The following is a 21748-nucleotide window of genomic DNA, read 5'->3' as shown; positions in this document are numbered from 1 at the left end:
CGCGAGCCGTGTCCACCAGGACAACCAGCACCCAGCGATCGAACGGAAAATTGAATGTCGAGCCCCGGGGGTTGCAGGGCACGCTGGGGTTGGCGGTGGCCATGGGCATCGGGCGGTTCTTCTACACGCCCGTGCTGCCCCTCATGATCGCGGCCCTGCACTGGACCTCCTCAGATTCCGCCTGGACCGCGACGGCGAATTACGTCGGTTATCTGCTGGGATCTGCAGTTATGGCGCGCGGATGGCTGCGGCCCCACCCCGTGACCTACCGCATCAGCTTGGTCGCCTCCACCGCGTTGTTGGCCGCTGTCGTCGTCTCGCCCGCCGTGCCGTGGCAAATGCTCGTGCGCACGGCGGCGGGTTTTGCCTCCGCCCTCATCTTCGTGTGTATCACCCAGGTGTTGGGCGGTGTGCTCAAGCGGCCGGCCTCAGCGGGCCTGGTGTACGGGGGTGTGGGTACCGGCATCACCGTATCCGGCCTTGCTGTGTGGCTGCTGGGCAACGCCGTCGGTTGGCAAGGATTGTGGCTGGTCGCTGCGGCCATCAGCGCGGTATTCAGCATTGCGGCGTGGAGCTGGCCAGCCCGCGCGGAAGGTCCTGAGCGCGCCGCGGAAAAGGCGTCCACAAGCAACGCGGACGCCAGCACAGATAACGACGCAGATAAGAGCGCAGACGGCGCACCAACCCCACCGCCGGCCAACCGCAGCCGCCTGCTCAGCACCGGGTACTTCTTCGAGGGGTTCGGCTACATCATCATCGGTACCTACCTGGTGGTGCTGGCTGGCCCGGTGTTTGGGCCGACGGCGGCGGCACTGACGTGGATCATTGCCGGGGTGGCGGCCATTCCGTCACCGGTTCTGTGGTCCCGGATCGCGGATCGTTTTGGGCGACGCCACGCCCTTCTCGCCTGCTACCTCCTGCAATTCATCGGTGCCGTGGCGGCAGTGTTTGGGCACTCCATCCCGGGCCTAGTGATCGCGGCGTTCCTCTTTGGCGGGACCTTCATGGGGGTGACCATGCTAAGCATCGCCACCGGCGCCAATAGCGGCATGCCCGGGGCGGCGGCACGGCTGACCACGTGGTACTCCCTGGGCCAGGTGGCTGGACCCGCGCTGGTGGCTGTGGTGATCGGGCAGTCCGTGGGCACCGCGTTCACCCTCGCGGCCGTGGCCGTGGGCCTCGGCGCGGGGTTGACGGCGGCGTCGCGCTTGTAGCCGGGCGCTGTTTCCTACCTGTTCCTACTTGGCCTGCGGGTCCAGGACTACCTTGATGCAGCCGTCTGTCTTCTTCTGGAACATCTCGTAGGCCTCCGGTGCCTGGGCCAGGGGAACCCGGTGGGTCACCAAGTCCTCTACCCCTAGCGGGTCGGCGGGATCCTCCACCAACGGCAATAGATCGTCGATCCACCGCTTCACGTTGCACTGTCCCATCCGGAACTGCAACTGCTTGTCAAACATCGTCATCAGCGGCATGGGGCTAGCCTCTCCGCCGTACACCCCGCTGATAGAGATCGTCCCGCCCCGGCGCACCAAATCCACTGCGCCGTGAAGGGCTGCGAGTCGGTCCACCCCGGTGGTCTTCATCATCTTCGCCGCGAGGGGATCCGGCAGGAGCCCCACGGCCTGGTGGGCAGCATGGCCCAGCGGGGAGCCGTGGGCCTCCATCCCAACTGCGTCCACGGCCCCATCCGGGCCGCGGCCCTGGGTGGCATCCTTGATCTCCTGGATCGTGTCGTCCCCGTCGGTGAACACCTCCACGCCGTGTCGGGCGGCCATGGCGCGGCGTTCGGGAACCGGGTCGATGCCGAACACTCGCATGCCCAAGTGCACCCCGATACGGGCCGCGAATTGCCCGACCGGGCCCAGTCCGAAGACGGCGAGGCTATCGCCCTTCCCCAGTTGGGTGAACTGCACGCCCTGCCAGGCTGTGGGCAGGATGTCGCTGAGAAAGAGGTAGCGGTGATCGGGCAGCTCCTCCCCGATGCGGATCGGTCCGAAGTTGGCATAGGGAACGCGCAGGTACTCAGCCTGTCCGCCCGGGACGGAGCCGTACAGTTTGGAGTAGCCGAATAGCTTGGCGCCGGAGCCCTGCTCCGTCACCTGCGTGGCCTCGCACTGGCTGTAAAGCTGGCGCCGGCACATCCAGCAGGACCCGCAGCAGATGGTGAAGGGGATGACAACGCGATCCCCCTCCTTGAGGTTGGTGGCGCTTCCCGCTTCCACGACGCGGCCCATCGGCTCATGGCCAATGATGTCCCCCGGGCTCATGAAGGGCCCCAGGAGTTCGTAGAGGTGCAGGTCAGAGCCGCAGACAGCGGTGGAAGTGACCTCGATGATCGCGTCCGTGTCCTGCTGGAGTGTGGGGTCCGGCACGGTTTCCACGCTGACCTTGCGCTTGCCTTGCCATGTGAGAGCCTTCATGGGGCGGTTTTCTCGTTTCTACGTTGGTGGGGAAGCGGTGCTTCGGAGATCTTGAGGGTTCAGACGGGCATAGCTCCGCAGGGCCTAGCGCCGACGGAGCACCGGGGACTGGGCCCCGCGCCCGGCGATCATGCCATCCACGAGTTCCCGCAGTGTGCCCAGAGCTTCGTGTTGAGGGGACCAGCCCAGCTCCATTTTGGCTTTGGCGTTGCTCATCATCGGGGCCCCCAGTGCCATGTCCAACCAACCGGGATCTGTGGGGTTGAGATGGCCCCGGTAGGCCAGAGCCACCAGGGCCCTCACGGCCTTGGCCGGTACCCGGAAAAAGCGCCCGTAACTCAGCGTTTTCGCCAAATCGCGCGGGGTGAGGATGGCGTCCGCACAAATATTGAAAGCACCCCCGGCCCGATGCGCGACGGCGGCGGCGTAGGCGCGGCCCACATCGTTGCTGTGCACGGTCTGGACATGGAGGTTCGCGGGCAGCGGCAAGATGGGCAGGCGTACCGCCCGCAGGGCCTGCACGGGGAAAAGGCTGCCCAGGAAGTAGCGTTGAATTTCCGCCCCCGCGTCCGATTGGAAGATGAGAGCGGGGCGGATGCGGGTGACAATGATGCCCGGATGCGCGGCCTCGAAGGCGTCCAGGAAGCTCTCCACGTCGGCCTTGTCGGTGCTGTAGTGGGAGGAGCGGATGCCCCGGGTGGGCCATGTTTCGTCGCGCAGGGGGAAGGGTTGAGCGTTGGGCCCGATGCCATGATCGGTGTCCGACGGGGGGTTTGTGTGCGAGGCGTTTGTGTTCGGCAGTTTCGTGCTGGGGGATTCCGCATCCGGGGAGTAAGCCCCCACCGAACTGGCGACGACGAGCTGTTTCACGCCCGCCGCTGCAGCGGCCTGGGCGACGGTTTTCGCGCCCTCCACGTTGACGCGCCGCAGTAGATCCCGGTCCCGGTTGGGTTGAATCAACCAGGCCAGGTGAATGACCGCGTCAGCACCGGAAAAGGCCTGTTCCAGTGCGGTACGTGCGGCTGTCGGGCTGTTCTGGGCGCCGATATCGACGCTGGCCCATTCACAGGTGGAGTAGGGATGGACGGTGGGATCCGGCAGGCGGCGGGCGATACCCAGGACCGAGGTAACTCCCGGGGTCTCGGCCAGTGCTCGGAGCACTCCCGTGCCCGCGTTGCCGGATGCGCCTGTGACGACGACGCGCATGAATTCTCGCTTTCAACTGGGACGGTCCCCCGCGAGGGGAACTTTCCCTAGAGTCTAGCGAGAATCGCACCACTGGTTACGCTTCAACTGCAGGATTTAGCGCGGCGTTGAGACGGCGCTCGGTGCTTTTGGCGTCCGGAATAGACAGAACGATACGGTCGAATCGCTCTTCCCTGAGCTGCAGGACAAGGGTCTGCTCGCCGCGGTGAACATTCCAGTACATTTTCTCGCCATCGCGGTGGAAAGTCCCGACGTATTTCCCGGGGATCGACAATCCCGGGGCCCGCAGGCCACGTTTGTCGGCGGCGATGGAATCGTCGGCTGTGGCGCCGCGGATGTGGCGAAGAGGAATGCTCAGCGCGGTGCGGAAACCCCACAGTTTGTTCATGCCGCGGGGAGTGATGACGAGGTTGTCCCCGTCGATGTGTAGAGTGTTGGCTTTTCCTTGGCAAATGGTGGTGGTCGGATGAGGCATGGCGGTGCAGCCTTTCTCGCACCCGGAAGGGGGGTGCGGCGAGGTTGACGGTGGTTAGCGACGTTGACGGTGGTCAGCGGGGCCGACGGTGGTCAACGCAGCCCGGACCGCAGCAACAACTGACGGCCCAATACCTGGACAAGATCTTCAGCATCCGCGAGGGCATCCCGGCAGACGGAGCGCACTTCGGGATCCTCCGCCGCGAGATCCATGAGAGCCACCAGGAGAAGGTCCATCGTTGGTTCCGCTTTCAGCGCGGCGAGAAATACGCCCCGTTTGCTACCAAAGGCCTGATAAAGGCTGGCGCGTTGAATTCCCGTGGCCGAAAGAAGGTCGCCAATAGAGGTTCCGTGGTACCCCGAGCGCTCGAAGGCGACCCGAGCGGATGCAAGGACCTCGGCGGTGTCGAAAGTGCGGTTCCTGCCCATGACTTGAATACTAGACCGTTTGGTCAAATATGGTCAACCGAGTTGCTCTGCCCCGGCCGCCGCGCGGTTGGCCTCCCCGGCCGCACGATCCGCAGCGACTGCAACCCAGATGATGCCCAGGATCAGCCACACATAGGAGGCCACGCCCACCACCACGTTGAGGGCCGTGAGGTTCCGCGCCACAAATGCTAGGACCACCATAAGAATTCCCAGGACCACACCGACGAAACCAACCCGTCGCTGAATCGGTGCGGCCTTTTTGTGCCCGGCTGCCCACCCCGAATCGCTGAGCTTGGTCTGCTTGGTGCGGATGCCGATCGCGTTGTTGCGGGAAAACTTCCCGTTCTCCAACTGACCCGCTATCCCATAGAGCAGACCGCCGACCAGAATCAGATCGATTCCTCCAATAAGCGCACCGACGGCCACCATGACAACGACGCCTTTCTGCACGTGAAAGGGAACGGGGGGTCGCTTCGTCCCCGTGGGAACACACAGCCAGCCTATTCTCCGGGGGCCGGCCCTGCAGGGCAACCGGGCTCTGCGTACGTTTACCGGTCGAACTATGGCTTTCATCACCTTTTATCGACGGGGGCAGCCCATACCCGCTATTTTCAGCGCCAACCAGCAAGGTCTGCACAGTTGCAGCCCCATTGCCGGGTAGCACTCGTTGTCGACCTTCACGCCTATCAGAAAGGAAATCCGTCGATGAGAAAACGCACTGCCGCAGCGGCAGTTGGCCTCGCCGCGCTGGCAGTAATCAGCACCACCCCGACCGCAGCGGCTGGAACCAGCGTGGTCTCGGCAGGGGCACAACTGGCCAACGTCTGCATGCTGGGCCCCGGTGGGACCTACCAGCGTAAAACCGCCTTCGTGACCTCCGGCCACTGCTTCGACCCCAAGGAACCACAGGCCCTCGACCTCAAGAAACCCATCCTGCTGGGCGATTCGGACTCGAACCTCTACGGCACTTTCCTCACCGGGAAATGGCCCTCCGATGGCTCCGGGCAGGACTGGGCAATTGTCACCGTCCCACCGCGCAACGATAAGGGGGCACAACCGGGAATTGGCCTCTACTCCGTATGGAACAATCGCGAATACCGCATCGAGAACCTACCGGTGCGCGGGACCGCAGCCCCGAAGGAAGCGTTGGAGGTTTGCGCCCAAAACCGCAGCGGCCGATCCTGCGGGAAGATCACCAAGGTCCACCATCAAACTAGCGCCAAGATCCCCGTGTTCGTGACCAACATGAGCACGGCCCGCGGAGATTCCGGCGGAGCCATGATCACCCCTGACGGACGGGTTGTGGGAATCGTCCAAGGCGGACCGTCCGGCGACAATTCCACGACCTATGGAGTCGCTATAGGCGACGTCCCAGGCTTCAACGTCGCCCGCGGATAGGCCCCCGGAGGCATCGCGATCAGAAGCACGGTGTTGCAGTGAGCTTATCGTGATAAGCCAACGCAAAACCCCCGACCACTGGGCCGGGGGGTTTGTGCTGTGGAGCATAGGAGAATCGAACTCCTGACCTTCTGCTTGCAAAGCAGATGCTCTACCAATTGAGCTAATGCCCCAAGAAGATCATTCGAGGTCTTCGAATGGTGGGCCTAGGAGGACTTGAACCTCCGACCTCTTCGTTATCAGCGAAGCGCTCTAACCGCCTGAGCTATAGGCCCGTGGAACAGGAATGAAGCTTACCCAGTGGCCCTGCCATTCACCAAATCGTCCCCCAGCACCCGTAAACCGCCAGGTGAAGGCCGTGTTTTGGGCCCACCGGCGACTAGGGCCGGCTCACCGGTCGAAGGTGACCCGCAACCCACCGACCAGGGAGGCACAGGCGTTGTAAACGGCAGCCATCACCGGAGCCAATAGGGTAACCACCACAATTTCCAGTAGCCCCCATCCCACGACAACGCCGAAGTACATCCCCGTCCCGATCACGCTGCCCCCAGAGATGTCCCCCAGCATTCCATTGGCCTTGCCCCAGATCCCGGTGATCACCAGCAAGAACCACACGATGAGCATGGCCACTAGCCACACCAGGAACAGAGCCACACTGAACATCGCCGCCAGCTTGAAAGCGCTCTTCGGATCGATCCTCGTCAGGGTGCGAGTGGTCCCGTTTTCCCCGACCTCGCCAATGATGTTCCACCCGGGGATGATGCGGGACATCGCCCGCATGCTGCGGGAATCCTCGGCCTGCGCCTCGTACACCGCCGATTCCTCTCCGTAGCCCTCCTCGTAGTCCACCGACCCAGCAGCGTTCCCCGCCGAGGTCTCTACCGGTTCCCCCGTCGGCTGCGCAGCGCTATATTCCGAACCGCTGTGCTCCGAACCGCTGTTCCCCACAGCACAATGCTCCGAGCTGACATGTTCCGCGCTGCCTACCTCCGACGCAGGCGTGGCGGACTGTTGAGCAAACGCGTCAAACCCTGCAGCTCCGGCGGCGTACTGCGCCGGCTGCTCACCTGGACCCCGCAGATTGCCCTGCGCGTCCGGGATACGGGCCTCGCTCATGCCCTGCTCGCTAAACCCTCCGGGGGAATTAGCCATGGTCTTTCACCTAACTCGTGTCGCGGGATCTGGTTCGCGGCTCGCTTGTGAGAGGAGCATACCCCGGCGCGCGGGCCTAACTCTCCTCCAAGGCCGCGGCGGTTTCTTCGGCTTCCTCCTCCAAATTCTTGTCCACGGCAAGCAGCTCCACGCCCTTGGCGAGGTCCACCAGGCGCACCCCCATCGTCGCGCGAGAGGTCTGGCGCACCTGCCGGACCTGCGTGCGGATCACGCCGCCAGCGGAAGTGATGGCCAGGATCTCGTCGTCCTCGCTGACGGTCAACGCGCCGATGAGCTTGCCGCGCTTCTTGTCGTACTTGAAGGTGACCACGCCCAGGCCGCCGCGGCCCTTAGCCGGGTACTCCTCCATTGGAGTGCGCTTGCCATAACCGCCGCTGGTTGCCACGAACAGGCAGGAACCCTCCTTCACCACGGTGAGCGCCAGCAACTGGTCCTCCTGGCGGAAGCGCATGCCCTTCACCCCGGCCGTTGCCCGGCCCATGGGGCGCAGGGTCTCGTCGTTGGCGGTGAAGCGCATCGCCTGGCCCTCTTCAGAGACGAGCAGCAGATCGTCATCGCCCTTACACAGCTGCGCGCCGATCAGCCGGTCCCCCTCGTTGAGATTGATGGCGATAAGCCCGCCGGAACGGGCCGTGTCGTAGTCCGTCAGGTAGGACTTCTTCACCCTGCCGTGCGCTGTGGCCAGCACCAGGTAGGGGGCGTCCTCAAAGGACTGGATCTGGATGACCTGCGCAATCTGTTCCCCTGGCTGGAACTCCAGCAGGTTGGCAACATGCTGGCCCCGGGCGGTACGGGTGGCCTCCGGCAGCTCGAAGGCCCGCAGGCGATACACCCGACCGAAATTTGTGAAGAACATGATGATGTCGTGCGTCGAGCAGACGAAGAAGTGCCGGACAACATCGTCCTGCTTCAGCTCGGCGCCCCGCACGCCCTTGCCGCCGCGGCGTTGTGAACGGTAGGCATCCACTTTGGTGCGCTTGGCGTAACCCGTGGAGGTGATGGTGATGACCACGTTCTCCCGGGCAATGAGGTCTTCCTCGTTGACGTCCCCGCTGGCCGCGACGATCTGAGTGCGGCGCTCATCGCCGTACTTCTTAACGATCTCCGCGAGCTCTTCCTTGATGATCTCGCGCTGCCGCTGCGGGCTGTCGAGGATCTCCTTAAGGTCGGCGATGATCTCCTCCAGCTCGGCCAGCTCATCGACGATCTTCTGGCGCTCAAGCGCAGCGAGGCGACGAAGTTGCATCGCCAGGATCGCATCCGCCTGGATCTCGTCGATGTCCAGCAGCTCGATCAACCCCTCCCGGGCCACGTCCACCGTCGCAGAACGGCGAATGAGCGCGATGACCTCGTCCAACGCGTCCAGTGCCTTCACCAGGCCACGGAGGATGTGGGCGCGCTTTTCCGCCTCGTCCAGCCGGAACTGGGTACGCCGGACGATGACATCCATCTGGTGCGTGACGTAGTAGCTAAGAATCTGGTCTAGCCGCAGGGTGCGGGGCACGCCCTCCACAATGGAGAGCATGTTCGCACCGAAGCTCGTCTGAAGCTGCGAGTGCTTGTAGAGATTGTTGAGCACCACGCGCGGCACGGCATCGCGCTTCAGCGTGACAACAATGCGCATGCCCACGCGGTCGGAGGATTCATCTTCGATCTTGGAGATGCCGCTTATCTTCCCGTCACGCACCTGCTCGGCGATGCTCGCCACCAGGTTGTCCGGGTTGACCTGGTAGGGAACCTCGGTGATGACGATGGTCTGTCGCCCAGCCGTTTCCTCAATGGTGGTGACCCCCCGCATGCGGATGGAGCCACGGCCCGTGCGGTACGTGTCCTGAATCCCCTTGTCCCCGACGATAAGCCCGGCGGTGGGGAAATCCGGCCCCTTTACCCGAGCCATGCAGGCTTCGAGGGCCTCATCCTCCTCAGCCTCGGGGTGATCCAGCAGCCAGTAGATCGCCTCTGCCAGCTCGTTCAAGTTGTGCGGCGGGATGTTCGTCGCCATGCCCACGGCGATACCGCCGGACCCGTTCATCAGCAGGTTCGGCACACGCGAGGGCAAAACAACGGGCTCGCGGGTTTTCCCGTCGTAGTTCGGCTGGAACTCCACGGTGTTTTCCCGGATGTCCCGGACCATCTCCATGGCCAGGGGGGTCAACCGGCACTCCGTGTAGCGCATGGCCGCTGCGCCGTCGTTGCCGCGGGAGCCGAAGTTGCCCTGCCCGTCCACCAGCGGGTAGCGCATGGACCAGGGCTGGGCCATGCGCACGAGGGTGTCGTAGATCGCCGAGTCCCCGTGCGGGTGGTAGTTACCCATGGTCTCCGCCACGGGGCGGGAGGACTTTACGTAGGACCGCTCCGGGCGGAAGCCATTGTCGAACATGGCGTAGAGGATGCGCCGGTGCACGGGCTTGAGCCCGTCCCGGACTTCGGGGAGCGCTCGCCCGACGATCACGCTCATCGCGTAGTCGATGTAGCTCGACTGCATCTCTTCTTGCAGATCGATGGGCTTTACCCGGTCGTAGGAGGTATCTCCGCCGTTGGTATCGTCGCTCACAGCAGTCCGTTGGCCTTTCTGTTCAGGTTGACTGAGCTATTTTAGCACCGCTGCGGGCTTTGCCCGGGATCCGAAATTCCCAGCTCCTGGGCCAAAAAGCGGCGAGGTCTCACCATTCCCCCCGCCCTGCACGCCGAGTGCAGTTACCCCCGTGGTGCATTTGGGTAAAGTCGCCGGTATGGACAACAAGCGCATCGATAACCTCGACGGCCTCGAGGGCCGCACCATCAAGCTGATCCTGCAGGGCGAGCCCGTCACCGGCGTGTTCCGTGGTTATGCCAACAAGGAGCCCTCCACCTGCTCCATCATCCTGGAGGAGGATGGCCAGGAGAAGACGTACGAGGACATTAACGTGGACTCCGACGTTCTCCTGCAGGACTAACGAGCTCCTCAAAGACTTGCCAGGGACTACGTCGCGTCCCGCAGGCACTCCCCCTCGAACTGGGCACAGCGAGTGGCGACGACATCTGGTTCCCGCGCCCAGCGGTTGTGCCCCAGGGGCTCGGCAATCTCCTCTACCTCCACTGCCGCATTGGGCAGCGCCTGGGCGAGGTTCCGCGCGGACTCCAAGGGGCAATCATCGTCGTTGCTGCAACGGGTGAGCAGCACGGGTATGCGCACCTCTCGCTGGGCCGCCACGTAGTCCCGATCGCTGTGGCGCAAAACCGAGAGATCATTGTTGTGCACATAATGGGTCCACTCAATCACGTGGTCACCCGATTGTCTCCCGTATCCGGCCACGTCCAGAGGGCCGTTCGGTTGATATCCGACGCCAACAGCCACAGCGCGCATGAGGTAGGACCCGATGAATAACCTCCACCGGGCCCAGCCCGTAAAACCCCGGTAGCACGGGGTGCCAGAGCCGACACCCATCAACCCGATGACGCCCAGCTCTGCCGCCTCCGGCCGGGAGAGAAAGAGAAAGCCGATTTGCCCGCCCATGGAGTGGCACAGCAGGATCGTGGGGTAATCCACGGGCAAACCCAGTTCCCGCTTCGCTGCCCGGATGCTCAGAGGGTAGTCCTCGCTGGCCATGTGGTGATAGCCCCAACGATGCGTGCGGCTCGGTACAGCCGTGCTACCGCCCTGGCCCCGCAGCTCCCCGATGGCGACCGGAGATCCCCGGCCCGCCAGCTCGGTGGCGATGGGATCGTAGTAGCGCGCGCCCATGCCCCAGCCCGGCCAGATCATGATCAGCGGCCGCGACGGGGGCGCGGCTGGCTCCCCGGGCGCAGGTTCAGCGGGCGCTGTGGTGGTGGCGTCCCAAAGCCGAATGGGTGAGCGGGAACTATCCGGCATGGGCACGGGCACGAGCTGGGGCATTACGGTCCTCGGATTTCATGGGAACCAGCAGGGCGGATATCGCGCGCTGAGACAGGTGTGCAGGACAGTAGGATAACCCCGCCGCGCACCCCATCGCGGCCGGTTCGCCGCTTTCCGCTGCAAAACTCGCGGGCTTCTCGCACTGAGCTAGCGGCTCGGGGTTTCACTGGGCTAGCGGCTCAGGGGGGCGATGGATCGGCCGTGATAGACCAGCGGTTGGGGGTGGGGCTTGTGGTGGGCCTGCTCCACTTCCACGATGGCGACGTTATGATCGCCGGCGGAAAACTCGCTGACCAGGCGGCCGACGAGCCCGGTGGTGGCGCCGTCCAGCACGATGGCGTCCCCCTCAGTGCGGTAATTCACCCCGGCGAAGCGGTGCTCGGCGGGGCCAGCGAGTTGGCGTACCTGATGGCTGTGGTCGGAGGTCAGAATGGAGATACCCAGCCGCTCTGCGGCCCGGAGCTGCGGCCACGTCGTGGAGGTTTTCTGCAGGCTGAAGCTCACCAGGCCCGGATCCAGGCTAAGCCCCACAAAGGAACCCACGATCATGCCCACCGGGGCACCATCCACCTCGGCGGCGACGGCGGCGATGGGCGTGGGTACGGCCGCCAAGGCTTTGCGTAAATCGGTTCCGAGTGCGGTTGTCATAGAGAAATCACCATCCAAAGTGTTGTGGGTAAGGGTGTTTCGGGTAGTGGCGCGGCCCCTCAGCGCGTGGTGTGGTGGCGAACGTCGATGCCGGCCCGCTGCAACTGGGGCACCAGGCCCTCCCCGACGTGCCAGGTCTCCTCCAGGTGGGGATAACCGGAGAGGATGACGTGGCGGATGCCGATGGCCCGGTACTCGGCCAGGCGCTGAGCGACCTGCTCGTAGCTACCGATGAGGGATGTGCCTGCTCCTCCGCGGACCAGGCCGATACCCGCCCAGAGGTTGGGGGCGACCTCCAAGTCCCGGGCCGGGGTTCCGGTGTGGAAGCCGGCCCCCCGTCCGTGGAGTTCCGATTGCAGGCGCTGGCCTTCAGATTGCGATGTGGCCAAGCGGGCCTGGACCCTGGCCACCTTTGCCGGGTCAATGCCATCCAGCAGGCGCTGGGCCTCCCCCCACGCTTCCTCCTCCGTGGGCCGAGCAATGACGTGCAGACGAATGCCGAAGTCAATGTCTTCCCGCCCAGCCTCCGCCGCCGCGTGGCGCACGCGGTCCAGCTTCGCCGCCACCTTATCCGGGGTTTCCCCCCAGGTCAGGTACACATCGGCCCGGCGTCCGGCGACCTCGATGCCTATCGGGGAGGAACCGCCGAAGAAGATCGGGGGCTGTACTGCGGGGCGCTGGGCCAACTGGGCCCCTTCCACCTGCACATAGTCGCCGGAGACCGTTAGCGGCTCATCGCTGCTCCACAGGTGCTGTGCCGCGGCGAGAACCTCGTCGGCCCGCTCGTACCGCTGTTGCTTCGTGGTGAAGTCCCCAAAGGTGCGCTGCTCCAAGTCCTCCCCGCCGATCACGACGTTCACCGCGACCCGCCCGCCGGACAGGTCCTGGAGGGTCTGTACCTGCTGGGCCAGCAGGGGTGCGGCGACGAGCCCGGGGCGCACGGCGACGAGGAACTTCACTCTGCTGGTCCGCGCCGCCATCGCCGACGCGACGACCCACCCCTCCTGGCACCACTGCCCCGTGGGGATGAGAACGGACTCGAACCCGTTGGCCTCCGCAGCCTGGCACAACTGGGCCATGTAGTCGAGCGTCGCCGGACGCTCGCCGTGGGATAGGCCAGATCCGTGCCCGCCGCTCATCACACCGCGGGAATCTCCATACGTCGGGAGGTACCAGTGCAAGACGAGGTCCCGCTGGTCCGAAGCTGAAGCCCCCGCAGTGGACGGGGAGGAGGTCGTGGAGAGTGCAGTGGTCATGGCGTTCAGTAGACCATTCTGTCTAGGTAGGTGCTAGTGTTCGATTCATGGTGAATCTTTGCAGCCTAAACCCGATGCACCCCACCGAGTTTTTACCAGGGGGCCGTTTCGCGTCGTGACCATAGCGTTTGCCCTGCCGACCGATCCCACAGCCCGCTGCTTCCAACTGATTCGGGCGGCGCGACCGGACCCCGCCGATGCCGCGATAGCACCGCCGACGGTCACCCGAGCGCTCCTACAAAGACAGCTCGGTCTATCTCAGCCGAGCGTCACGCGACTCGTCACCGCGCTCATCGAGGCCGGCCTGGTCGTCCAGGACAAGCACCTACCCCCATCCTTACCGTCCGCAACCACGCCCGGATCTCGGGGCGGCAGACGCACCGCCACCCTCATCCCGCACAACCCCGGCCTCGTCGCGCTCGGTGCGCATATCGGGGCTCGCTCCACCCTGCTGTTGGCCGTGGATCCCACCGGAACGGTCCTGGCCCAGCGGCAGGTGAACTTCGATGTCTCCAGTACCCCGGCCGCGGACACCCTGGAAGCTATCGGCCACTCCCTGCGATCCCTGGCGCCACCCGGCACGCGCATCGCTGGCGCGGGCGTCGCCTTCTCCGCCGCCGTGCGCCCCGATGGCACCGTCACCTCCAGCGCTTATGGCTGGGAGGAACAACCCGCCCTGCCGCTGTTGCGGTCCTACCTGCACAAGGATGTGGGCATCAGCGGCGGCGTGCAGGCCTTGGCCGGATGCGATCTGCTGACCTGCACGGATCCGATCACGGCGGCAGCGCCACCCTGTGCCTCGACCCTGTATTGCTACGCCCGGGAGCTCATCAGCCACGCCTGGATGATGGGGGGCACTGTCCACCGGCCGAAGACCGGATCCAGCCCCATCGTGTATGACACCCTGGGGCGGGGCAGCCTGTTCGCCGGAACCTGCCCAGTGGGGGCCCACCCGCTTAGCGCGAGCAGCATTCTCTCCGCGGCCCGCCATCGCGGGCTGTCCGCACAAAGTGTCGCTGACCTGGCCCGCTCTACCAAGCCCGCAGCGCGCGAACTGTTGGACGCCCGCGCCCGGTTGCTGGCCGAAGGGCTCTCCAGTGCCTTGGACACCCTGGACCCCCATCGGGTCGTGCTCGCCGGGGAAGCCTTCACCGCCGATCCCCTGGCCGCCACCCGCATTCGCGGGATCCTCGAAGCCGATCACCCGGAAGTGACCCTGGAGATCGCCCCTCGGGGCCCGGTGCACCGGGCCGCGACCGCGGTTGCCCTGCATCGACTGTGGCAGGATCCCCTAAGCGTGGCGCGGCGGGCGGAGGAAGTCTAGGCGTGCAGCCCTAGACGTCGAGGAAGCGCACGTCCCTGGCGTTGCGGGTGATAAAGCTCCGGCGGGCGACCACGTCATCGCCCATGAGGATGCTGAACAGCTCGTCGGCGGCGGCCGCGTCCTCCAGGGTCACCAGGCGCAGGGTTCGGGTCGCCGGATCCATCGTGGTCTCCCACAGCTCCTTGGCATTCATCTCACCCAACCCCTTGTAGCGCTGGATCCCGTCGTCCTTGTTGATCTTCCGGTTCTGCTCCAGCCCCTCCTTGAGCTGGGCATCCCGCTCGCGGTCCGTGAAGGCGAAGCCCGGCTCCCCCTTGGCCCACTTCAACTTGTACAGCGGCGGTTGGGCCAGGTAGACGTGGCCCTCCTCCACGAGGGGCCGCATGAACCGGAATAGCAGCGTGAGCAGCAGCGTCGCGATGTGCTGACCGTCTACGTCCGCGTCCGCCATGAGCACGATCTTGTGGTAGCGCAGCTTGGAGATATCGAACTCATCGTGGATACCGGTGCCAAGTGCCGTGATGATGGCCTGCACCTCAGCGTTCTTCAACACCTTGTCCATGCGGGCCTTCTCCACGTTGAGGATCTTGCCGCGCAGGGGCAGGATCGCCTGGAACATGGAGTCCCGCCCGGACTTCGCGGAGCCACCGGCGGAATCGCCCTCCACGATGTACAGCTCGGACTTCTTCGGATCCTTCGAGCGGCAGTCAGCCAGCTTTCCGGGCAGGCCACCCAGATCGGATGCGGACTTCCGGCGCACGAGGTCCCGGGCCCGCCGCGCCGCCGCCCGTGCCTGGGCACTGGACACGGCCTTGTTCACGATGGCCTTCGCCTCGGCGGGGTTGGCATCCAGCCAATCGGAAAGGTGCTCGTTGACCGCCCGCTGCACGAACCCCTTGATCTCGGTGTTGCCCAGCTTGGTCTTCGTCTGGCCCTCGAACTGGGGGTCCCCCACGCGCACGGAGATCACGGCGGCCAGGCCCTCTCGGACGTCCTCGCCGCTGAGCTTCGCATCCTTTTCCTTGAGCAGCTTGTGATCCCGTGCGTAGCGGTTCATCAGGGAGGTTAGGGCCGCACGGAATCCTTCTTCGTGGGTTCCACCCTCAATGGTGTTGATGGTGTTGGCGAAGGTGTGCACCGACTGGTTGTAGGAGTTGTTCCACTGGAGGGCGATCTCCACCTCGTGGTCGGTGCCCTTGGCCTCCAGGTCCACGATCGTGGGGTGGATTGGGGTCTTACGCCGGTTGATGTGGTTCACGTAGTCCTTCAACCCGTTGGGGTAGTGGTACGTGACCTCCTTCGGGCCCTTCTTCCGCTCCTGCTCGGCGGCCTTTTCCTCCGCAGACTTGGGGGTGGCGGCCTCCTCGTTGGCGCCGACTTCCTCCAGCTCGTCCTTTTCGAAGGCGTTCGGGCGCAGATCCGTTAGCGTGATGGTCAGCCCCTTGTTGAGGAAGGCCATCTCCTGCAGGCGGCGGGCCACCGTATCGAAGTCGTAGGTGGTTGTTTCGAAGATTTCGGGGTCTGCCCAGAAGCGCTGTTTCGTCCCGGTGCCGCGTGCCTTCTTGACGCGCTCGAGCTCTTCGGGGATGGACGCCACGAACACCTGGCGCCACAAGTACCCATCGCGCTTAATCTCCGTCTCCACCCGGGTGGACAGGGCGTTCACCACGGAGATACCCACCCCGTGCAGGCCGCCGGAAACCGCGTACGAGTCCGAATCGAACTTGCCACCGGCGTGGAGCTGGGTCATAACGACCTGCACGGTCGGCGGGCCAGAGGGGTGCTTCTCCACCGGAATGCCGCGGCCGTTGTCGACCACTTCCACCCCGCCGTCCTCCAGCAAGGTGACGTTGACCTCCGTGGCATAACCGGCCATGGCCTCGTCCACCGAGTTGTCCACAACCTCCCAGATGAGGTGGTGCAGGCCCCGTTCCCCCGTGGAGCCGATGTACATACCGGGGCGCTTACGTACGGCCTCCAGTCCCTCGAGGATGGTGATGGACTCTGCGCCGTAGTTGTTCTTGAGCTCTTGTGCACCCACTGTGGGTCATACTCCTTCGCGTCCCAGGTTGGCCGCCCGCATAGGTCGGCCGATGAACCCCACTAGTCTACCCTGCCCTGGGCCCCATCCGGGGTACCGAATCAGCCCCAGTCATCCCGCTTACCGCGGCCCTGCCACCGCAACCGGCCGGTGCTCTTCGGCCCGTAGTTGGGGTTGTTGATCTGCAGGTGTTCCACCACACCGGAACCCACGGTCTCCGCAATACTTGCCAGCACCATCGGCGCCATGTAGCGCAACTGGGTGGCCCACGGGGTCGAATCGCACTGCACGATGAGCTCCCGTTGCTCCTCGTGATAGGCGAGGACATGAGTATGTGCCGCGACCTCCGGGCCGACGATGCTGGACCAGTCCTGGACCAGCCGACCGGCGGCGATGTTGTGCTGCCAGCCGTGGCGGCGAATTTCCCGACTTAATACCGACCCGGCGGGGGCCGGGTCACGGTAACTGCGGTCCTCCCGGCCATCCAGTCGGGTACGCCGATACCGGCGTACGCCCGCCCGAGCCCGTAGGCGCCCAGGACTTCCACCAGCGGCGCGAGCACCGCGGGAAACTTCGGATGCCGGTAGCGCCCCTCCTCCCGTCTGGGCCGCGGGCGTTGGCTGTGGCGGGAGTGCTGGTCCCTTCCCGCCGGCAAAACGTAGGGCGCTGGCGGCGCGCAGTATTGGATCGCTGATATAGGTGGCGTCCCCAATCCCGCTACCCGCAGGTTCGACCGCATCGGTCACTGGACCTCACCTCTTCCCCCTGGTTTGTCATCGGCGGAATCCACCAACGATATGCGGCCATCCGGGGTCTCGCGGGCCTCGACGGTGTGAAGGGTGGCGACGTGGCGCAGTTCGGCGGGGATGTCCTCGTCGACCGCAGCGGTGATGAGCACCTGTTCGGCCTCCTGGACTAGCTCTACTAGCCGTTGCCGCCGGGAGCGGTCTAGCTCCGCGAAGACATCATCCAGGATAACGACAGGCTCCGTGCCGTCCCCGCGCTGCATGAAAAACGCTGCCAGGCGCAGGGACAAGGCGTAGGACCAAGATTCCCCGTGGCTGGCATAACCCTTCGCCGGCTGGGAGCCCAACCGCAGGATCACGTCATCCCGGTGGGGCCCGAGCAGCGTGGTTCCGCGCACGATCTCCTGGTCTCGGCGGGCGGAGAAGGCCTCCAGCAGGACGGCTTCCGCGATATCCGGGCTGAGCACGGCGGTCGGTTCCCCCGGGTGGCTGCGGCCCAGTTCGATCCCGAGCTGTGCGAGTTCCTCGTCCACCGTGGACGTGTAGGCCAGGTGCGCCGGGCGGGATTCCGGCGCGAGGCGCTGATACGTGGCCAGGACATGCGAGCTGAGGTCGTGCACGATCTGCACCCGGGCGCTCATGAGCTGCGCGCCGAGATAGGCGAGCTGCCCATCCCACACGTCGAGGGTCGCGATGGCGCTGGCACCCTCCGGGTCGATGCCGGACTCCGCGTGAAACCGCAGTTCAGCGGCATTGTTTCGCAGCAGGGCGTTGCGCTGTTTCAGGGCCTTATCGTAATCCGCGCGGATCCCGGCCAGGCGGGGATAGCGCGCCACCATGATCTGGTCCAGAAAGAGCCGCCGTTGTTCCGGCTCGCCTCGCACGAGGGCGAGGTCCTCCGGCGAGAACAGGGTGGTACGCACAATGCCTAAAACATCCCTGGCGCTCTTCAACGCGGTGCGGTTGATGTGAGCCCGATTGGCGCCGCGGGCCTTGATGGCGATGTGAGCGGTGAGTTCCCGGCCGTTGTTCACGGCGGTCGCGCTGACGGAGGCGACGTCCTGGCCTTCGCGCACGAGTGCGGCGTCCCTGTTGACGCGGTGGGAGCTTAGGGACGCCAGGTACCCGAGCGCCTCCACCACGTTCGTCTTCCCATGTCCGTTGGGCCCGGAGAACACGGTGACCCCCGGCGTGAGGTCCAGCTCCAGGTTTGGCCAGGAGCGAAAGTCCGTGAGCTGCAGGTGACGAACGTACACGGGAGACGTCGCAAGCTGTGTCGAGTCGAAACCCGGTTAACCCGGGAGACGGACGGGCATGAGTAGGTACGTGAACTCCGTAGCGGGAGTGGGGAAGTTTCCCTCCTCGTCGCTTTCCGGAAGGTCCGGCTGTTCCGGGATAAGGATGGCGGGCCGGGAAGGCTGGGTGAACCCGAACACCACTCGCTGGGAGTGGACCGCCGCGAGGCCTTCCTTGAGGTAGGTCGGGTTAAACGCGATGGTTAGGGGTTCCCCGGCGAAACCGCAGTCGAGCTGTTCTTCGGCGGATCCGACATCGCTGCCGCCCGCTGACAGGGTGAGAACGCCGGGCTCGAAGTTCATCCGGATCTGGGAATTGCGATCTGCCACGAGGGAGACGCGGCGGATGGCATCCTGCAGCGGTTCGATGGCAACGGAGGCCATAGAGGTATGGGTCTTAGGCAGTAGCGGACGGAACTTCGGGAAGTCCGCGTCCAGCAGGCGGGTGGTGGTGTGCCGGGATTCGGTGGAAATGCCAAGCAGGCCCTCCCGACCGATGTTGCCGCTGGCCCCCACGGCGATGGAGACCGGTTCGGAACCGTGAACGCCCATGGAGCGGGCTGTATCTGCCAGCGTGCGGGCCGGGATGAGCAGCTCAGCTTGGGCATCGGCGGTGGAGGGGTTCCATGTGAAGGTGCGCACGGCCAGACGGAAACGATCGGTGGCGGCGAGGACCACATTGTCCCCGTCGATTTCCATGCGGATGCCCGTAAGCATGGGCAGCGTGTCATCCTTACCCGCCGCGATGGCCACTTGGCCGATGGCCTCCTGGAACAGGTGGGGGTCGATGGTGCCGGTGACCTCCGGCAGGTCCGGCAGCGGCGGGTAATCCTCGATGGTCATCGGGGGAAGTTCGAACCGGGAGGAGCCGCAGGTCAGTAGGACCTTGGATCCCTGGTATTCCATGGTGATCGGCTTGTTGGGCAGGGATCCCACAATGTCGGAGGCCAACTTGCCGGCGACGAGGAGGCTGCCCGTCTCCATGACCTCCGCGTTGATCTTCACGCGCGTGGATACTTCCCGATCGAAGCCACTTAAGACCAGGCCGCTGTCGGTGGCGTCAATAAGAACACCCCGCAGGATCGGCTGGGTGGGCTTGGACGGCAGGGACCGAGCAACCCAGGCAAGGGCCGAGGCGAGGTCATCCTTCGGCACCGTGAAACTGACTGTCTGGTCCATGCGAGCGTTGTTCTCCTTGTCCGCGGCCGTGGGATGGGGTGAGCGATGTGCCTCGTAGACGATGATCCACCTTATCCCAAAGGCCCTAGTGCTGTTTATTTTTCTCCTAGGGGAAGAACAGTAGTGGTAGTAGGGGTTGTGCAAGCTGTGGAAAACCCGGCGTTCTGGCAGGTGCCGGGTGCCGCGGGGGATGTGGGCGGGCAGTGGAGGCGCTTGTGCATAAGTGGGCGGGGTTGGGGAGAAGGTTGCCGTGGATTGCGTTGTCCACATCGTATCCACCGGTTTGTCCGCTGATTTGGGTGGGTTTTCCCCAAACCTGGGCTTAAAGGTGAGGTTGAGGTGTAGTTTAGGTGGGCCCGGCGGGTGGGTCCCCCGGAAGAACACTTTTGTAATTACATCTGTGGAAAAGCCTGTGGAAATGTGGATAACTGTGCTCGTCGGTGCTCATGGACCGGCTAGTTGTCCACAGATGAGGTGAGTTATCCCCGGATCTCCTGTGGACAACGGTGGAAAGCTGGCGAACCCGGGGGTAGCGCACGCCCGCCGGATTTGCGCGCACAAGTTCCGAGTGGATGGGCCGGCGGCAGTTACGAGTGGGACTTGACCTTCTGCGTGAGGTGCTGGACGTCATCGAAAGTCTTGCGATCTTCGTTGAGGGACTCGCGGATGCGCCGTTCCGCGTAGAGGACGGTCGAGTGGTCGCGCCCGCCGAACTCTACCCCCAGCTTCGGCAGCGAAAGATCGGTTAGCTCCCGGCAAAGGTAAATCGCGACCTGTCGGGCATGGGCCACTTTTCGGCTTCGCCCCTTCCCCAGCAGCTCCTCGGTGGTGAGCGTGTAGTAATCCGCCACCGTCTCGATGATGTTCTGCGCGGAGATGACAACATCCCCGCCCGTGGGCATGTTGTTGCGCAGCGCCACCTCGGCAGCCTCCACGCTGACCGGTACGCGGCTCAGCGAGCAGTAGGCGGTCACGCGGATGAGAGCACCTTCCAGTTCCCGGATGGAGGTCTCGTAGCGGGTGGCGATAAAGGTGGCTACATCCTCTGGCAGGACCTTGTTCTCCAGATGAGCTTTCTTCGTCAGGATGGCGATTCGGGTATCCAAGTCCGGGGTTTGCACATCCGTGATGAGGCCCCCCTCGAAACGGGTGCGCAGCCGATCCTCCAAGGTGGTTAACTGGCGCGGGGGCCGATCCGAGCTCAGCACGATCTGCTTGTTGGCCTGGTGCAGGGCGTTGAAGGTGTGGAAGAACTCTTCCTGCGTGGATTCTTTGCCCTGGAGAAACTGGATGTCATCCACAATGAGCATGTCCAGATTGCGGTAGCGGCGCTTGAAGGCTTCGCGGGTGTTGGAGGCGATGGAGTTGATGAAGTTGTTCGTCAGCTCCTCGCTAGAGACGTACTGGACCCGCATGTTGGGCTGCAGCTCCCGGGCGTAGTGGCCGATCGCGTGGAGCAGGTGCGTCTTCCCCAAACCTGACTCGCCCCAGATGAACAGGGGGTTGTACGCACGTGCCGGGGCCTCGGCGACTGCGCAGCAGGCGGCATGGGCGAACTGGTTGGAACTGCCGATGACAAAAGAATCGAAGGTGTACTTCCGGTTCAGCATGGTCTCGTCGTCGCGGACCGGTTCCTGGGTACCGGGGGTACGGATGACACGGCGAGCCGGGGAATGTGTCGAATCAGTACCGGGCCTGCTGCTGGCCGTGGTGGGGTTCGCCAGGTGTTGCCAGGCTGGCGGGGTTGGGGAGGGTTCGACGTCATCCCCACGGCGCGCCTCGTAGTAGCTGGCGTGTTGGGCGGCAGCATCCGCATCTGGGGTTGGCTGCGAGAACTGCTCTGGGCCCGTGTGGGTACCGGGGCCGGAACCACGGAGATCACGAGAGTCGCGGGGGTCACGGGGGTTGCTGGAGTTCGCGTACTCGGAGGGATTGGAGCTACCGGAGGGGTTGGTGAAATCCTGCGCCGATCGCTGTGGCTCGGATGGGTTGGCCTGGACGGACACCGAGATGCTGATGGGCTGGCCCAGCTCCTGGTGAAGGACGTTCTGGATTGGCATGGCGAGGTGGTCCTCCACTTCGCTCTTAGCCCAAGGGGTAGGGACAGTGAACACCGCGATAGATCCCACCAGCGTAACCGGCCGAAGCTGCCGCACTACTCCCCTACGACCAGCGGATATCGCTGGGAAAGCCGGGTCGTTACCGGTGGTCCACCGAGTGACAATGTCGTACCAGAGGGAGGGAAACTCCGCGGCAGGGTCGGACGAAGCGTTCTCGTTCAT

Annotated in this window: 19 protein-coding genes and 2 tRNA genes; 4 read left to right on the top strand and 17 right to left on the bottom strand. The window is 64.6% G+C overall.

Going from position 1 to position 21748, the window contains the following annotated elements; all coding sequences use genetic code 11:
* The first annotated feature begins 8 nt into the window (after positions 1–8).
* Positions 9–1214 carry a YbfB/YjiJ family MFS transporter gene (locus tag CHEID_RS00105; RefSeq protein WP_238599250.1) on the top strand — a complete coding sequence of 402 codons (1206 nt, stop codon included), beginning with the start codon at positions 9–11 and terminating at the stop codon, positions 1212–1214.
* 24 nt (positions 1215–1238) lie between these two features.
* On the opposite strand, the gene CHEID_RS00100 is transcribed toward CHEID_RS00105, so the two are convergent.
* From CHEID_RS00100 to CHEID_RS00080, 5 genes are all read right to left on the bottom strand, one after another.
* Positions 1239–2420: a zinc-dependent alcohol dehydrogenase gene (locus tag CHEID_RS00100; RefSeq protein WP_112768983.1), complete on the bottom strand. Its 1182-nt coding sequence runs from the start codon at positions 2418–2420 to the stop codon at positions 1239–1241.
* Between the two features lie 84 nt (positions 2421–2504).
* Entirely contained in the window at positions 2505–3626 is a 1122-nt protein-coding gene (locus tag CHEID_RS00095; protein WP_112768984.1) for an NAD-dependent epimerase/dehydratase family protein, read from the bottom strand.
* Positions 3627–3702: 76 nt separating this feature from the next.
* Positions 3703–4101, bottom strand: a complete 399-nt coding sequence (locus tag CHEID_RS00090; protein ID WP_112768985.1) for a PH domain-containing protein — start codon at positions 4099–4101, stop codon at positions 3703–3705.
* Positions 4102–4193: 92 nt separating this feature from the next.
* Entirely contained in the window at positions 4194–4529 is a 336-nt protein-coding gene (locus tag CHEID_RS00085) for a helix-turn-helix domain-containing protein (protein WP_112768986.1), read from the bottom strand.
* Positions 4530–4562: 33 nt separating this feature from the next.
* The gene (locus tag CHEID_RS00080) at positions 4563–4979 is read right to left on the bottom strand and encodes an SdpI family protein (RefSeq protein WP_181645874.1); all 417 of its coding nucleotides are present in this window, start codon (positions 4977–4979) and stop codon (positions 4563–4565) included.
* Between the two features lie 255 nt (positions 4980–5234).
* Here CHEID_RS00080 and CHEID_RS00075 point away from each other — a divergent pair, with 255 nt between their 5' ends.
* Entirely contained in the window at positions 5235–5927 is a 693-nt protein-coding gene (locus tag CHEID_RS00075; protein ID WP_112768988.1) for a trypsin-like peptidase domain-containing protein, read from the top strand.
* Positions 5928–6027: 100 nt separating this feature from the next.
* Here CHEID_RS00075 and CHEID_RS00070 read toward each other — a convergent pair.
* The 4 genes from CHEID_RS00070 to gyrA form a co-directional block, all read right to left on the bottom strand.
* Positions 6028–6100: transfer RNA gene (locus tag CHEID_RS00070), tRNA-Ala, on the bottom strand.
* A 25-nt stretch (positions 6101–6125) separates the two neighbouring features.
* A tRNA-Ile gene (locus tag CHEID_RS00065) sits at positions 6126–6202 on the bottom strand.
* A 115-nt stretch (positions 6203–6317) separates the two neighbouring features.
* On the bottom strand, positions 6318–7079 hold the full coding sequence (locus CHEID_RS00060) for a DUF3566 domain-containing protein (protein ID WP_112768989.1): 762 nt from the start codon (positions 7077–7079) through the stop codon (positions 6318–6320).
* Positions 7080–7155: 76 nt separating this feature from the next.
* On the bottom strand, positions 7156–9654 hold the full coding sequence (gene gyrA, locus CHEID_RS00055; protein ID WP_112768990.1) for a DNA gyrase subunit A: 2499 nt from the start codon (positions 9652–9654) through the stop codon (positions 7156–7158).
* A 178-nt stretch (positions 9655–9832) separates the two neighbouring features.
* Between gyrA and CHEID_RS00050 the strand changes: the two genes are divergently transcribed.
* On the top strand, positions 9833–10036 hold the full coding sequence (locus tag CHEID_RS00050) for a hypothetical protein (RefSeq protein ID WP_112768991.1): 204 nt from the start codon (positions 9833–9835) through the stop codon (positions 10034–10036).
* Between the two features lie 26 nt (positions 10037–10062).
* Here CHEID_RS00050 and CHEID_RS00045 read toward each other — a convergent pair whose 3' ends face one another.
* From CHEID_RS00045 to CHEID_RS00035, 3 genes are all read right to left on the bottom strand, one after another.
* The gene (locus tag CHEID_RS00045; RefSeq protein ID WP_238599251.1) at positions 10063–10977 is read right to left on the bottom strand and encodes an alpha/beta fold hydrolase; all 915 of its coding nucleotides are present in this window, start codon (positions 10975–10977) and stop codon (positions 10063–10065) included.
* A 171-nt stretch (positions 10978–11148) separates the two neighbouring features.
* Positions 11149–11625: a flavin reductase family protein gene (locus CHEID_RS00040; protein WP_112768992.1), complete on the bottom strand. Its 477-nt coding sequence runs from the start codon at positions 11623–11625 to the stop codon at positions 11149–11151.
* A gap of 59 nt (positions 11626–11684) precedes the next feature.
* Positions 11685–12881: an LLM class flavin-dependent oxidoreductase gene (locus tag CHEID_RS00035; protein ID WP_112768993.1), complete on the bottom strand. Its 1197-nt coding sequence runs from the start codon at positions 12879–12881 to the stop codon at positions 11685–11687.
* 115 nt (positions 12882–12996) lie between these two features.
* Between CHEID_RS00035 and CHEID_RS00030 the strand changes: the two genes are divergently transcribed.
* Complete coding sequence (locus tag CHEID_RS00030) at positions 12997–14205, top strand: ROK family protein (RefSeq protein WP_146743824.1); 1209 nt, start codon at positions 12997–12999, stop codon at positions 14203–14205.
* Between the two features lie 10 nt (positions 14206–14215).
* Here the strand turns inward: CHEID_RS00030 and gyrB are convergent, their stop codons facing one another.
* The 5 genes from gyrB to dnaA all read right to left on the bottom strand — a co-directional run bounded on the left by gyrB (position 14216) and on the right by dnaA (position 21748).
* Positions 14216–16246 (bottom strand): DNA topoisomerase (ATP-hydrolyzing) subunit B, encoded by a 2031-nt coding sequence (gyrB, locus tag CHEID_RS00025; RefSeq protein ID WP_112768995.1) that lies wholly within the window; start codon positions 16244–16246, stop codon positions 14216–14218.
* Positions 16247–16347: 101 nt separating this feature from the next.
* Positions 16348–16992, bottom strand: coding sequence for a DciA family protein (locus CHEID_RS00020; RefSeq protein WP_112768996.1), 645 nt, complete (start codon positions 16990–16992; stop codon positions 16348–16350).
* Complete coding sequence (gene recF, locus CHEID_RS00015) at positions 16989–18248, bottom strand: DNA replication/repair protein RecF (RefSeq protein ID WP_112768997.1); 1260 nt, start codon at positions 18246–18248, stop codon at positions 16989–16991. The genes CHEID_RS00020 and recF overlap by 4 nt, the downstream gene beginning before the upstream one ends.
* A 36-nt stretch (positions 18249–18284) precedes the next feature.
* Positions 18285–19466 carry a DNA polymerase III subunit beta gene (dnaN, locus tag CHEID_RS00010; protein ID WP_112768998.1) on the bottom strand — a complete coding sequence of 394 codons (1182 nt, stop codon included), beginning with the start codon at positions 19464–19466 and terminating at the stop codon, positions 18285–18287.
* Positions 19467–20053: 587 nt separating this feature from the next.
* A complete protein-coding gene (gene dnaA, locus CHEID_RS00005; RefSeq protein ID WP_112768999.1) occupies positions 20054–21748 on the bottom strand; it encodes a chromosomal replication initiator protein DnaA in 1695 nt (564 codons plus the stop codon).

The organism is Corynebacterium heidelbergense (genome assembly GCF_028609845.1).
Taxonomy (GTDB): Bacteria; Actinomycetota; Actinomycetes; order Mycobacteriales; family Mycobacteriaceae; genus Corynebacterium; species Corynebacterium heidelbergense.
Note: the sequence above shows the minus strand (reverse complement) of the source record. Positions and strands in the feature narration are given on the sequence as shown.

Excerpts from the sequence above, each read along its gene's own strand:
- CHEID_RS00100 (WP_112768983.1), bottom strand. The coding sequence starts at position 2,420 with ATGAAGGCTCTCACATGGCAAGGCAAGCGCAAGGTCAGCGTGGAAACC.
- dnaN (WP_112768998.1), bottom strand. The coding sequence starts at position 19,466 with ATGGACCAGACAGTCAGTTTCACGGTGCCGAAGGATGACCTCGCCTCG.
- CHEID_RS00035 (WP_112768993.1), bottom strand. The coding sequence starts at position 12,881 with ATGACCACTGCACTCTCCACGACCTCCTCCCCGTCCACTGCGGGGGCT.
- CHEID_RS00095 (WP_112768984.1), bottom strand. The coding sequence starts at position 3,626 with ATGCGCGTCGTCGTCACAGGCGCATCCGGCAACGCGGGCACGGGAGTG.
- CHEID_RS00050 (WP_112768991.1), top strand. The coding sequence starts at position 9,833 with ATGGACAACAAGCGCATCGATAACCTCGACGGCCTCGAGGGCCGCACC.
- CHEID_RS00090 (WP_112768985.1), bottom strand. The coding sequence starts at position 4,101 with ATGCCTCATCCGACCACCACCATTTGCCAAGGAAAAGCCAACACTCTA.
- CHEID_RS00040 (WP_112768992.1), bottom strand. The coding sequence starts at position 11,625 with ATGACAACCGCACTCGGAACCGATTTACGCAAAGCCTTGGCGGCCGTA.
- CHEID_RS00060 (WP_112768989.1), bottom strand. The coding sequence starts at position 7,079 with ATGGCTAATTCCCCCGGAGGGTTTAGCGAGCAGGGCATGAGCGAGGCC.
- CHEID_RS00085 (WP_112768986.1), bottom strand. The coding sequence starts at position 4,529 with ATGGGCAGGAACCGCACTTTCGACACCGCCGAGGTCCTTGCATCCGCT.
- CHEID_RS00075 (WP_112768988.1), top strand. The coding sequence starts at position 5,235 with ATGAGAAAACGCACTGCCGCAGCGGCAGTTGGCCTCGCCGCGCTGGCA.
- CHEID_RS00045 (WP_238599251.1), bottom strand. The coding sequence starts at position 10,977 with ATGCCCCAGCTCGTGCCCGTGCCCATGCCGGATAGTTCCCGCTCACCC.
- dnaA (WP_112768999.1), bottom strand. The coding sequence starts at position 21,748 with ATGAACGAGAACGCTTCGTCCGACCCTGCCGCGGAGTTTCCCTCCCTC.